General features: G+C 68.9%; 12 protein-coding genes. 7 read left to right on the top strand and 5 right to left on the bottom strand.

Annotated elements, in window-relative coordinates; genetic code table 11:
* Positions 1-62: 62 nt before the first annotated feature.
* Positions 63-692 (bottom strand): LUD domain-containing protein, encoded by a 630-nt coding sequence (locus ACIWVC_RS19000; protein WP_396448637.1) that lies wholly within the window; start codon positions 690-692, stop codon positions 63-65.
* Between the two features lie 158 nt (positions 693-850).
* On the opposite strand from ACIWVC_RS19000, the gene sigJ reads away from it, so the two are divergent.
* On the top strand, positions 851-1,789 hold the full coding sequence (sigJ, locus tag ACIWVC_RS18995; RefSeq protein WP_396454390.1) for an RNA polymerase sigma factor SigJ: 939 nt from the start codon (positions 851-853) through the stop codon (positions 1,787-1,789).
* A 205-nt stretch (positions 1,790-1,994) separates the two neighbouring features.
* On the opposite strand, the gene ACIWVC_RS18990 is transcribed toward sigJ, so the two are convergent.
* Positions 1,995-3,419 carry an endo-1,4-beta-xylanase gene (locus tag ACIWVC_RS18990; RefSeq protein ID WP_396454389.1) on the bottom strand — a complete coding sequence of 475 codons (1,425 nt, stop codon included), beginning with the start codon at positions 3,417-3,419 and terminating at the stop codon, positions 1,995-1,997.
* 379 nt (positions 3,420-3,798) lie between these two features.
* Here ACIWVC_RS18990 and ACIWVC_RS18985 point away from each other — a divergent pair, with 379 nt between their 5' ends.
* The 5 genes from ACIWVC_RS18985 (at position 3,799) to ACIWVC_RS18965 (ending at position 8,970) form a co-directional block, all read left to right on the top strand.
* The gene (locus tag ACIWVC_RS18985) at positions 3,799-5,232 is read left to right on the top strand and encodes a non-reducing end alpha-L-arabinofuranosidase family hydrolase (protein ID WP_396448634.1); all 1,434 of its coding nucleotides are present in this window, start codon (positions 3,799-3,801) and stop codon (positions 5,230-5,232) included.
* Between the two features lie 155 nt (positions 5,233-5,387).
* Positions 5,388-7,019 (top strand): glycoside hydrolase family 27 protein, encoded by a 1,632-nt coding sequence (locus tag ACIWVC_RS18980; RefSeq protein ID WP_396448633.1) that lies wholly within the window; start codon positions 5,388-5,390, stop codon positions 7,017-7,019.
* Positions 7,020-7,191: 172 nt separating this feature from the next.
* Positions 7,192-7,629: a MarR family winged helix-turn-helix transcriptional regulator gene (locus ACIWVC_RS18975; protein ID WP_396448632.1), complete on the top strand. Its 438-nt coding sequence runs from the start codon at positions 7,192-7,194 to the stop codon at positions 7,627-7,629.
* Between the two features lie 78 nt (positions 7,630-7,707).
* The gene (locus tag ACIWVC_RS18970) at positions 7,708-8,085 is read left to right on the top strand and encodes a Rid family detoxifying hydrolase (RefSeq protein ID WP_396448631.1); all 378 of its coding nucleotides are present in this window, start codon (positions 7,708-7,710) and stop codon (positions 8,083-8,085) included.
* Between the two features lie 3 nt (positions 8,086-8,088).
* Positions 8,089-8,970, top strand: a complete 882-nt coding sequence (locus ACIWVC_RS18965; protein ID WP_396448630.1) for a PhzF family phenazine biosynthesis protein — start codon at positions 8,089-8,091, stop codon at positions 8,968-8,970.
* Positions 8,971-9,047: 77 nt separating this feature from the next.
* Here the strand turns inward: ACIWVC_RS18965 and ACIWVC_RS18960 are convergent, their stop codons facing one another.
* Together ACIWVC_RS18960 and ACIWVC_RS18955 are read right to left on the bottom strand one after the other, a co-directional pair.
* Positions 9,048-9,953, bottom strand: a complete 906-nt coding sequence (locus tag ACIWVC_RS18960; protein ID WP_396454388.1) for a phosphotriesterase — start codon at positions 9,951-9,953, stop codon at positions 9,048-9,050.
* Entirely contained in the window at positions 9,950-10,378 is a 429-nt protein-coding gene (locus tag ACIWVC_RS18955) for a carboxymuconolactone decarboxylase family protein (RefSeq protein ID WP_396448628.1), read from the bottom strand. Before ACIWVC_RS18955 ends, ACIWVC_RS18960 begins: the two co-directional genes overlap by 4 nt.
* 86 nt (positions 10,379-10,464) lie before the next feature.
* On the opposite strand from ACIWVC_RS18955, the gene ACIWVC_RS18950 reads away from it, so the two are divergent.
* On the top strand, positions 10,465-11,067 hold the full coding sequence (locus ACIWVC_RS18950) for a CGNR zinc finger domain-containing protein (protein WP_396448627.1): 603 nt from the start codon (positions 10,465-10,467) through the stop codon (positions 11,065-11,067).
* Between the two features lie 141 nt (positions 11,068-11,208).
* Here the strand turns inward: ACIWVC_RS18950 and ACIWVC_RS18945 are convergent, their stop codons facing one another.
* Positions 11,209-11,826: a LysE family translocator gene (locus ACIWVC_RS18945; protein WP_396448626.1), complete on the bottom strand. Its 618-nt coding sequence runs from the start codon at positions 11,824-11,826 to the stop codon at positions 11,209-11,211.
* Positions 11,827-11,919 lie beyond the last annotated feature (93 nt).

Genomic DNA, 11,919 nt, shown 5'->3' with positions numbered 1-11,919 from the left:
GGGGGCGGTGGCGCTGGTCCGGCGCCACCGCCGTGCGGGTTTCAGTGACGGGTGCCGCCGGTTCAGAATCCGATGGCTTCGCGGAGGAGCAGGACGGTTCCGCGTCCGGGGACCGGTTCCGCGTTGAGGACGAGGAGGCGGTTGATGGCGCTGGGCTGGCCGTAGACCTTCATGGCGCGGTCGTTCTCCAGCGGGAGGCAGTGCTCTTCGACGCGGCGCAGCGCGCTGGGCAGGTCGGGCACGACCTTCTGCGCCCCGACGATCCAGATCGCGTGGGCGGCGGCGCCGGCGTAGCCGGGCAGCTGGCTTCCGCTGGCCGAGGCGATCACCAGGGAGCCGGTCTCGGTCACCGCGGCGGCACTGCCCACGATGACGTCGGGGGTGGACAGGAGCCCCCAGATCTCGCGCATCTGGGTGGCCCGGTCCATGCCCAGGCCGCGCGGCTTGACGGCGTCGTAGCGTCCGCCGGCGTTGATGTCGTCGTCGATGCCGGACAGGCGGAGGGTCTCGCTGGCCCCGGTGAACACGCTGGCCCCCTCGGGGATCAGCTGTCCGATCCGGGTGCGCGCGGCGGCGGCGTCGGCGAGGATCTCGACGGCGAAGCCGTGTTCCGACAGTGCGGCGGCCGCACGTTCCAGGCGCTGCGCCGGTGCGGGGTCGGTGAACGGTGATGCCGGAGTCGATGTGGTCATGATGTCTCTGCGCTCCCTGTCGCTGGACGGTGTGGTCGTCTCCGGCACTACGACGACGCAGCCCCCCGCGATGTCAGGCTGCGCGCCGACCTCACATCTGCGCGTGCTGTCTCGTCGAACAGGTGAGGACAGATCCGACTGAGGGGGCCGGCGACACCATGAACACCCGATCCGAGGCCGGGCAGAGCCGGCCCGACTCCGGCGGCGGTGCGCTGATGGGGGAGCGCCGCCACCTGATCAACCTCGCCTACCGGCTCCTGGGCTCCCTTGCGGAGGCCGAGGACGTCGTGCAGGAGACCTACGCCCGCTGGTACGCCATGCCCCGGGAGCAGCGGGGCGCCATCGAGTCCCCGGGCGCCTGGCTGACCAAGGTCGCCGGCCGCATCGCCCTGGACGTGCTCGGCTCGGCACGCGCGCGGCGCGAGCGGTACGTGGGCGAGTGGATCCCCGAGCCGCTGCCCGAGCGCACGGAGTGGATCAGCGGGCGGCGGGGCGACGCGTTCGCCGACCCGGCCGACCGGGTCACCCTGGACGAGTCGGTCAACATGGCCTTCCTGGTCGTCCTCGAATCGATGACCCCGGCCGAGCGCGTGGCGTTCATCCTCCACGACGTCTTCCGCCACCCCTTCGCCGAAGTGGCCGAGATCGTCGGCCGCACCCCGGCGGCGTGCCGCCAGCTGGCCTCCTCGGCCCGCCGCCGCGTCCGCGAATCGCAGGACCCGGCGACGCCGACGGCCCGGCAGGCGGCCATCATCAGGGACTTCAAGCAGGCGTGGGAGGCCAAGGACATCGAGGCCCTGATCGGCCTCCTCGACCCCGACGCCACGGCGGTCGCGGACGGCGGCGGACTCGCCCTCACGTTCCTGGACCCGATCGAGGGCTGCGAGCAGATCGCGCGCGCCTGGGTCGAGATCGCCGGCCACAGGCCCGCCGGCACGGCGATCCTGGAGCGCACGGTCAACGGCCGTCCCGGGCTCGTGGCCCAGCATGGCGGCGCCATCGTGACGGTGTTCGCGTTCGAGGTCTCAGGCGACCGGATCAAGCACATCTGGGCGGTGCGCAACCCCGAGAAGCTCCGGCACTGGACGACGAACTGAGACACGTCCCCGCGTCTCGCCGCCCGCCGCGCCGGCTCCGGGCGGCCGGGGGCCACGATCCTCAGCGGCCCGGCCCACCTGCCGCGGGGCGCCTGAAACAGATGGTCGGCGGGGTGGAGCCAGGGCGCTCCTGGCTCCACCCCGCCGTGATCACCGCGGCGGGCATCCGACCGCGAGGGCCGCCGTCACCGCGAAGGACGGAAGGTCAGGAGATGGTCCAGCGCTGGTTGCTGCCGCCCCAGCAGGAGTAGATCTGGATCGGGGTGCCGTTGCCGGAGCCGGCGGCGTCCAGGCAGAGGCCCGACTGGACGCCGACGATCGATCCGTCGGAGTTCAGGCGCCACTTCTGGTTGTCGCCGCCCCAGCAGCTGTAGATCTGGACCTTGGTGCCGTTCCCGGTGCCGGCGGCGTCAAGGCACTTGTTGCCGTAGACCCGGAGCTCCTGCGAGTCGGTGTAGGTCCACTGCTGGTTGGTGCCGCCGTGGCAGTCCCACAGCTGGAGCTGGACGCCGTCGCTGGTGCTGGCGTTGGGCACGTCCAGGCAGCGGCCCGAGCCGACGCCCTTGATCGTCCCGGCGTCGGAGGTGGGCGGGGGCTCGGAGGTGCCGCCGCCGTTGAGGGCGTTGAGGACGGCGGAGTAGGCCGCCTTCTTGTTGCCGTTGCCGTCGAACAGCAGCGGTGTCTGGTCCGAGCGCCAGGAGTCGGTGTCGCGCACGCCCCAGACGGTGATGCCGAGGCAGCGGGAGACGGCCAGGCAGTCGTTGACCACGTTGGCGTACGTCGTGGGGGAGGCGCCCTGGATGTCCAGTTCGGTGATGGCGACGTCGACGCCGAGGGCGGCGAAGTTCTGCAGCGTGGTGCGGAAGTTGCTGTTGTAGGGGCTGCCGCTGTTGAAGTGGGACTGGAAGCCGACGCAGTCGATGGGCACGCCGCGCTGCTTGAAGTCGCGGACCATGTTGTACACGCCCTGGGTCTTGGCCCAGTTCCAGTTCTCGATGTTGTAGTCGTTGTAGCAGAGCTTGGCGTTCGGGTCGGCGTTGCGCGCGGTGCGGAAGGCGACCTCGATCCAGTCGTTGCCGGTGCGCTGCAGGTTGGAGTCGCGGCGGCCGCCGGAGTTGCCGTCGGCGAACGCCTCGTTCACGACGTCCCACTGGACGATCTTGCCCTTGTAGTGGGCCATGACGCCGTTGATGTGGTCGATCATCGCCTGGCGCAGGCTGCTGCCGCTGAGGCTCTGCATCCAGCCGGGCTGCTGGGAGTGCCAGGCCAGGGTGTGGCCGCGTACCTGCTTGCCGTTCTGGACCGCCCAGTTGTAGATGCGATCGGCGGAGCTGAAGTTGAACTGGCCGCGGTTGGGCTCGGTGGCGTCGATCTTCATCTCGTTCTCGGCGGTCACCATGTTGAACTCGCGGTTCGCGATCGTGGTGTACGTCGAGTCGTTGAGCCGGCCCGAGGCGATGGCGGTGCCGAAGTAGCGGCCGCTCTGCGCGGCCGCGGCGCCCAGCGTGCTCTCCGCGGCGACGGCCGGGGACGGCGCCACCAGGGCGGCGGCCGCCGTGAGCAGTCCGACGGCGCCGGCGAGAAGAGCCCGCTTGCGGGCTCCGGGCCTGGGCATGACGTTGATGGGCACGTCTGATCCTCCATGAGTGAAGCGAAGAAGGGGCACGGGCACAGCCGTGCAGCAGACGCCGCGTTCCCTCACCGGAACGCCCACCACCAAGGCGTCGGGGACTCATTGTGTGAGGCCGTGAACGTTTCGTCAATAGTTTCAAAATATTTCATGGCAGATGCCCGATCACCGGCGTGAACGCGCGGTTTGGCAGGGCGACCTGCATACGAAACGTTTCGACGAGATTGCCCCTTGACGAGCCGCGCGGCCTCGTATTTACTCCGGCGCACCACCACCTCCCCCCAATCGCCGATGGAGAAGAGGTTCTGCCCGGCTCGAAATGTTAGCGGTAACATTCACCCACGAAGGGAAGAAGTCCATGCTGAGGACCGGTGCGGCGGTGATTGCATCGCTCCTGCTGTCGGTGCTCTTGTCCGTGATCAACACACAGGCCGCCCTAGCCGCGACAGTGGACGTGAACAAGTGGTACGTCCTGGTCAACCGCAACAGCGGCAAGGCCCTGGACGTCTACAACCTCGCGACCAACGACGGCGCCCGCATCACCCAGTGGACCAGGAACGACCAGTACCAGCAGCAGTGGCAGTTCGTCGACTCCGGCGGCGGCTACTACCGCCTGAGGTCGCGCCACTCCGGCAAGGTGCTGGACGTCTACAACTACTCCACCGCCAACGGCGCCCCGATCGTCCAGTGGTCCGACCACAACGGCACGAACCAGCAGTGGCGGCTCGCAGACAGCTCGGGAGGCTATGTCAGGTTCATCTCGCGCAACAGCAACAAGGCCCTCGAAGTGCAGGGCGGCTCCACCGCCGACGGCGCGAACATCGTCCAGTACGACGACTGGGGCGGCGCGAACCAGCAGTGGCAGCTCGTCGAGGTCGGCGGCGGCAGCGGCGACCCCGGCCAGTCGTGCGATCTTCCGTCCTCGTACCACTGGACGTCGACGGGCCCGCTGGCGCAGCCCAGGTCAGGGTGGGTCTCGCTCAAGGACTTCACCGTCGCTCCCTACAACGGCCAGCACCTCGTCTACGCGACCACCCACGACACCGGGACGAGATGGGGGTCGATGAACTTCGGCCTGTTCAGCGACTGGTCGCAGATGGGGTCCGTCAGCCAGAACGCGATGTCGAACTCCACCGTGGCTCCCACGCTCTTCTACTTCGCGCCGAAGAACATCTGGGTACTCGCCTACCAGTGGGGCAGCAGCGCCTTCTCCTACCGGACGTCCAACGACCCCGCCAACCCGAACGGCTGGTCGTCCGAGCACGCGCTCTTCACCGGGAGCATCTCGGGCTCCGGAACGGGACCCATCGACCAGACGCTCATCGGCGACGGCTCGAACATGTACCTGTTCTTCGCCGGCGACAACGGCAAGATCTACCGGGCCAGCATGCCGATCGGGAACTTCCCCGGCAACTTCGGCTCGAACTCGACCGTGATCATGAGCGATTCGACCAACAACCTGTTCGAAGCCGTCCAGGTCTACAAGCTCAAGGACCAGAACCGCTACCTCATGATCGTCGAGGCGATCGGCTCCCAGGGACGCTACTTCCGCTCGTTCACGGCCACCAGCCTGAACGGTTCGTGGACGCCGCAGGCCACGAGCGAGGGCAACCCCTTCGCCGGCAAGGCCAACAGCGGCGCCACCTGGACCAACGACATCAGCCACGGCGAACTGATCCGCACCAGCGCCGACCAGACCTTCACCGTCGACCCCTGCAACCTGCAACTGCTCTACCAGGGGCGCAGCCCCAACTCCGGCGGCGACTACGGCCTCCTGCCCTACCGGCCGGGTCTGCTGACACTGCAGCGCTGACGACGTGACACGGGTCCGGCTCGGGGAGGACCCGCCGTCGCGAACTCGGTGCGGCGGCCCGGTGCGGCGGGCCCGGTGAAAGGCCGGGCCCGCCGCCCGGGTCACCGCAGACGATCCACCCCACGGAACGGGCCATGACACTGCGGAGCGAATCTATGAGCAGGAAACGAATCCGCGCGCTGCTGACCACCGCGGCCGCGGCCGCCGCGATGGCCGTCGCACTGACCCCCGCCCCCCAGGCCCAAGCGCTGGACAACGGCGTGGGCCGCACCCCGCCGATGGGGTGGAACACCTGGAACTCCTTCGGCTGCAACATCAGCGAGACACTGATCCACCAGGCGGCCGACGCGATCGTCGCCTCCGGCATGCGCGACCTCGGATACCAGTACGTCGTGGTCGACGACTGCTGGTTCGACCCCAACCGCGACTCGTCCGGCAACCTGCGGGCCAATCCGTCGAGATTCCCGAGCGGCATGAAGGCGCTCGGCGACTACCTGCACAGCAGGGGCCTGAAGTTCGGCCTCTACGAAGTGCCCCTCGACCGTACGTGCGCCCAGTACTTCGGCTCCTATCCGGGCGCCACCGGCAGTCTCGGCCACGAGGCCCAGGACGCCCGGCAGTTCGCCGCCTGGGGCGTCGACTACCTCAAGTACGACTGGTGCTCTCCCACCGGCAGCATCGACGACCAGGTCCGCACCTTCGCGAAAATGCGCGACGCGCTGGCGGCCACCGGGCGGCCGATCCTCTACAGCATCAACCCCAACAGCATCCACGAGAAGACCGGCCCGCAGCGGAACTGGGGCGACGTCGCCAATATCTGGCGGACGACCGAGGACATCACGAACGTCTGGGACTCGGGCCAGACCAACGGCTACCCGATGGGCATCCAGAACATCGTCAACGTCAACGTGCCCCTGTCGGGCTACGCGAAGCCGGGACAGTTCAACGACCCCGACATGATGGTGGTCGGCCGCGGCGGCATGACCGACACCGAGATGCGCAGCCATTTCGCCCTGTGGGCCATCATGGCCGCGCCGCTGATCGCGGGAAACGACGTGCGGAACATGGACTCCGCGACCGCCACGATCCTGAAGAACCAGAACCTGATCGCCATCAACCAGGACTCGCTCGGCCTCCAGGCCGACCAGATCAGCAACGACGGCACCCGCCGCGTCCTGGCCAAACGGCTCAGCAACGGCGACGTCGCGGTCGCGCTGTTCAACCAGGGCGGCGGCACGACGACCGTCAGCACCAGCGCCTCGGCGATCGGCCTGTCCGGCAGCTCCTTCAGCCTCCGCGACGCCTGGACGAACGCCGTCACCTCGACCACCGGCTCCATCTCGGCGAGCGTGCCCTCGCACGGCACCGTCGTCTACCGGGTCAGCGGCGGAACCCCCAACCCCGCGTCCCAGATCCGCGGAGTGGGCTCGGGAAGATGCGTGGACGTCACCGAAGCGTCCCAGGCCAACGGAACGCGCGTCGAAATCTGGGACTGCAACGGCCAGAGCAACCAGCAGTGGACCTCCACGGCCGCCGGCGAACTGCGCGTCTACGGAAGCAAGTGCCTCGACGTGAACAACAACGGCACGGCCAACGGAACCAGCGTGATCATCTGGGACTGCAACGGCCAGAACAACCAGAAGTGGCGCTTCAACTCCGACGGAAGCATCACCGCCGTCGGCGCGAACAAGTGCCTGGACGTCCCCAACAACGCCACGTCCAACGGCACCTACCTCCAAATCTGGACATGCAACGGCGGCGCCAACCAACGTTGGACCCGCCCCTGACCGTCCTCCCCTGATCTGACGCAGCACGCAGGCCAACCGCAACCGCCGCGCGCCGGCCCCTGCCTCAGGCCGGCCGCGGCGGCCACCGGCGCACCCCGGGACGGGCATTCCAGGGAGACGGCGCGGGCATAGGGGGTTGACAGGCAAATGCGTGTATATACACTCATTTTCTGTGAAGCCGGTAGAGAGCGACTGCGTGTGCACCTCGCTGCGGATGGCGACGCGAGCCGTGAACAGGCTGTACGACCGGGCGTTGTCGGGGGTCGGCCTGCGCGTGACCGGCTACAGCATCATGTCGCGGCTGTCGAAGGAAGGCCCGCTGACCATCAGCGAACTGGCCGGACGCTTGGCCATGGAACGCTCGACGTGCTCCCGCGAGGTGGGTCCGCTGGTGGAGGCGGGTCTGGTCGAAGCGATGACGGGGACGGACCGGCGCAGCCGGGTGCTGCGGCTGACGGACCGCGGGGTGCGCAAGCACGCGGAGGCGTATCCGCTGTGGGAAGAGGTGCAGCGGAAGGTCGCGGACGAGTTCGGCGACGCCGAAGTCACCGATCTGCTCGCGCGACTGCGCCGGCTCCGGGAGAGCAGCGAATTCCTGTCCGAGGCATGACTGCCGACGCCCTTGTCTCGGGGCGCCGAGCCGCCGGATGAGCAAGTACTGGAATGACACAGGGAAGAGGTATCGACCATGGCGCGCGAAGCCATCACCAGCGACAAGCTCCCGGCGCCGGTAGGGCCGTTCTCGCTTGCCGTCCACGGCGGCGGACTCCTGTACCTGAGCGGGCAGGTGGCCCAGGACCCCGCCACAGGCGCACTGATCGACGGTGACGTCGCTCAGCAGACCGACCAGATCCTCTCCAACATCTCGACCGTCTTGGAGAGCGCAGGCAAGAGTCTCGGCGACGTTGTCCGAGTCGGGGTCTACCTCACCGACATGGACGATTTCGCGGCCATGAACGGGGCGTACGCCAAGCATTTCGCCGAGCCCTTCCCCGCGCGCACCGCGATCGGCGTCGCCGCCCTGCCACTGGGTGCGGCAGTCGAGATGGACGTGGTGGTGAGCTGAGGCATGGGTTTCGAGTTCACCCTGGTCGACGTCTTCAGCGACCGTCCTTTCGGCGGAAACCGGCTCGCGGTGTTCCCGGACGCCGAGGGCATCTCCGAGACGGAGATGCAGAGCCTGGCGCGGGAGTTCAACTTCCCGGAGACCACGTTCGTCCTGCCGCCCAGCGACCCGTCCAACACCTGCCGGGTCCGGATTTTCACTCCGCTCCAGGAACTGCCTTTCGCCGGTCACCCGACCATCGGCACCGCGGCGGTCTTGGCGAGCCTCGGCAAAGGTGACGCTCAGCGGCAGTTTGTCCTCGAAGAGGGCATCGGTCCTGTGTCCGTTGCCATTGACGGGCGGACGGTACAACTCTGCCTGCGGTCTCCCGAGTATGAGACCGCTGACGAGACGCCCCCGGTGGATGCCATCACCAAGGCTCTCGGACTGCCCCCGGACTCCGTCGCCGAAAGCTTCTACGCAAGCGTAGGGGTGAGGTTCTGTTTCGTGCGCCTGACCGACCGGGACCTGGTGGACCGAGCCGTGCTGGACAGGGCCGCATGGGAAGCCGGCGTCGCCGACGGCTGGTCGCCCCACCTGTACGTCTTCGCCGAGGACGATGGCGACCGTAGTCGGCTGAACGCCCGGATGTTCGCCCCCGCCCTCGGTATCGACGAAGACCCGGCCACCGGATCGGCATGCGCAGCTCTGGTCGCCGCCATCGCCCATCGTTCACCGAACCAAGACGCCACCTGCCATGTGCAGATCGACCAGGGACTCGCCATGGGCCGCCCGAGTTCGCTAGAGGGCACCGCTCGCAAGGAGGAGGGACGACTCGCCGAGGTCACCGTCGGCGGACACGCAACAATCATCGGCAACGGCGTGATGACCCTGCCGGCCATCTAGACAGAGCCCCGGTGCCGGCACGGTGCCGCCCGCGCGCTCCCGTCTTGTGACCGGCAGAGGATCGGGGATTTCATCCGTCATGGCTGTCGCCATTGCACCGCCAGGGCGCGGGCCGGATTCTCGGTGAAGACGGCGGACGCGAGTTCTGGGCCGAGTTCCCGCTCGATCCGCGGACGCAGGCCGCTGAGCAGGAACGGCATGCCGGGGCCGTCGGCGCTGGAGCGGGCGGCCGCGGTGACCGTGTCGGCTCCGAGCAGGATCTGATGAGCGTGGCCGGCGTCCGAGAGGGCGGCGAGGCTGCCCAGCAGGAGCCAGTCGGTGGCGTGGTGCGCCCGCGAGGGGCCGTCGAACACCAGGAACGCGCCTGCCTCGGCGGCCTGCCGGTGGATGCTCGCGTCCGGGAAACGCTGCAGGTGCCCGAGGAGTACGCGGTGCGGGGCGACCCCGTGAGTTCCGCACAGCACATCGAGCACGTCCAGGGCGGCGCTCCCGGCCTCCAGGTGGACGCCGATGGGCGCGCCGGTGGCGTGGTGGGCTTCGGCGGCCGCGGCCAGAACACGGCGTGCGTGGCCGTCGAGGCCGTGATAGGCCCCGGCGACTTTGATCATCCCTGCCTTCACGGGCGGGCTGGTCAGCTCCCTGATGAACAGCTCGGCCAGGCTGTCCCGAACACGCCCCAGCTCGTCCGGCTCATAGTGCCGGGCCTGGTGCATTCCGGTGGCGGAGACGATGTGGACGCCGGACTGCCGAGACAGGGCGGGCAGCTCTCCGGCGCGCGGACCCATTCCCCACGGCGTCCACTGGACCACGGCCCGGCCGCCGAGTGCGGCGAACGCGTCGAGTTCGGAGCGTGCGGCCACCGCGTCGTCCAGTGCTCGTCCCGGCAGGGCGGGCGAGCTGATGAACAGATGGTCGTGGGCGTCGCAGACGCCCAGCTCCTCGGGCCGAATGTCCCCGAGCACGGTCCGGATCGCCGCGGTCATCGTCCGGTCTCCTGCTCGACCTCGGCGAGGGCCGCCGAGGCGACCCTCAAGCCGGCCAGTGCCTTGGGGACGCCGATGTACGGCGCCAGATGCACGAAGACCTCGACGACCTCCTGGCGGGTCATGCCGACCCGCAGTGCCGTCTTGACGTGGCCGGACAACTGCGGGTCCACGCCGCCGACCGCGGTGAGCGCGGCCAGGTTGACGAGCTGCCGGTCGCGCAGCGACAACCCGTCCCGCAGGTAGGTGCCGCCGAACAGGGCGGTGACGATCCAGTCGGCGTATCCGGGGGCGATCTGTTCGAGGCCGGGCAGCACCGCCCGCTGGGCGGCCTCGTCCTGGAGGAGATCCAGCATCCGGTAGCCCTCGTCGCGATCCAGCCGCGCGGGGGTCAGCTGCTCTGCCAGTCCCTGGTGCGTCGCCATGACTGCGCCCTCACATCTCGAACGACTGTGTAACGCCTGGGACGTTACATCATTTTCGGTAACGGATGAAGCGTTACACTTGCCTCATGGTCAGAGAGGACAAGCTCGCCTTCCGGTTCGACTGCGGCGCCGCCTGGTTGAACCTCCTCGCCACCAGGGGCCGCGCGTTCAGCCCGAACCCGGTCGAGCGCCTGGCCACACCCGCCCGCCTCGCCGATTGGCTGGAGCGGTGCGAGCTGTCTCCGGCGCGCCGGCCTGACCAGCACGACCTGGACCGGGCGCGCGAGCTGCGCGAGACGCTGCGCGCCCTGGCGCTCGCCACCGTCGCCGAACGGCCCCCGCCCGCGGACGCCGTGGCCGACCTGGCCGACTTCCTCGCCGAATACGACGATCCGGTGAAACTCGCCGTGGCCGGCCGGCTGCGACGCGAGCCCCCGGCGACGACCGCGCACGCCCTCGCCCGGATCGCCCGCCAGGCCGTCGATCAGATGACCGGTTCAGACCGCCTGGCTCTCAAGATCTGCCCGGAGGACGACTGCAGGGGCGTGTTCATCGACCCGCCGGGGCGGCGGCGCTGGTGCCCATCCCCGGCATGCGCGAGCCGGGGCCGAGTCCGCGCACTGCGAGCCCGCCGCAGTGCTGCCGCGTCCGAGACGACTGAAGACTCCAAGTCCGCGCCGGAGCAGTGACGAGAAGCCCATCCCGCACACCGAGACCACCCCATATGCGGCGGTACTCGCTAACCCGCGCTTCGTGGGTTCCAGGCCACTCGGCATGAGTCGCCGCGCGTCAGGCGGCGCGGGTCGGTGAAGGTCTTCGCCCAGTTCGAATCAGCGGTGGGGCCAGACGAAGAGGGCGACCGACGCCACCAGCAGGCCGGCCATTACAGAGCGGTAGACGAGCCAGGTCCGGGGCGTGCGGAGGGTGTGCTGAAGTGCGGCGCCGAAGGCCAGCCACGGCAGGCAGCAGGGCAGAGCGGTGAGCATGAACAGAACTGTGAGGGTGAGGGATCGGCTCAGGATTCCGCCGTGTTGGTCGAGGAAGGCGGCGTTCGCCGCGACGCTGATCAGCCAGCCTTTGGGATTGGCCCACTGGAAGGCGGCCATGCCGAGGAAGCCGGACCAAGCAGGGGCGCTCGCGTCCCCTTCCGAAAACGTTGCGGTCGCGATGTTCCAGGCCATCCAGCAAAGCAGCAGCGCGCCACCCCACTTGAGGGTTTCCAGGAGCCACGGGCGGTCGAGGAGGAGGCCGCCGATTCCCAGGGTGACGGCCAGCAGCAGGGCGCTCATCCCGACCACCTGCCCGAGCAGGCTCGGCACACCATGCCGTATACCGCCCCTGGCGCCGGCGGCGGCCAGCAGCACGTTGCTGGGACCGGGAGTTCCCGCGGCCACCGCGGCGAATGTCATGAACGCGATCGTCTGGGTCGTTGAGAGGGAGACCCCCATGACTTCTCCTTAGACTCCACATATGGCGCCCAGCGTGGCCGGACCGCCTCCCAGCGGTCTTGAAGGTTCGTGTGATGCCGGCGAGTGGGTGGA

This window comes from Actinomadura sp., assembly GCF_044508335.1.
Taxonomy (GTDB): domain Bacteria; phylum Actinomycetota; class Actinomycetes; order Streptosporangiales; family Streptosporangiaceae; genus Spirillospora.
The sequence above is the reverse complement of the archived record's forward strand: the minus strand, read 5'-3'. Positions and strand labels throughout refer to the sequence as shown.

Bases quoted from the DNA above. Each gene is read 5' to 3' on its own strand.
- ACIWVC_RS18955 (WP_396448628.1), bottom strand. From the start codon at position 10,378: ATGGCGACGCACCAGGGACTGGCAGAGCAGCTGACCCCCGCGCGGCTG.
- sigJ (WP_396454390.1), top strand. From the start codon at position 851: ATGAACACCCGATCCGAGGCCGGGCAGAGCCGGCCCGACTCCGGCGGC.
- ACIWVC_RS18970 (WP_396448631.1), top strand. From the start codon at position 7,708: ATGGCGCGCGAAGCCATCACCAGCGACAAGCTCCCGGCGCCGGTAGGG.
- ACIWVC_RS19000 (WP_396448637.1), bottom strand. From the start codon at position 692: ATGACCACATCGACTCCGGCATCACCGTTCACCGACCCCGCACCGGCG.
- ACIWVC_RS18965 (WP_396448630.1), top strand. From the start codon at position 8,089: ATGGGTTTCGAGTTCACCCTGGTCGACGTCTTCAGCGACCGTCCTTTC.
- ACIWVC_RS18950 (WP_396448627.1), top strand. From the start codon at position 10,465: ATGGTCAGAGAGGACAAGCTCGCCTTCCGGTTCGACTGCGGCGCCGCC.
- ACIWVC_RS18960 (WP_396454388.1), bottom strand. From the start codon at position 9,953: ATGACCGCGGCGATCCGGACCGTGCTCGGGGACATTCGGCCCGAGGAG.
- ACIWVC_RS18980 (WP_396448633.1), top strand. From the start codon at position 5,388: ATGAGCAGGAAACGAATCCGCGCGCTGCTGACCACCGCGGCCGCGGCC.
- ACIWVC_RS18945 (WP_396448626.1), bottom strand. From the start codon at position 11,826: ATGGGGGTCTCCCTCTCAACGACCCAGACGATCGCGTTCATGACATTC.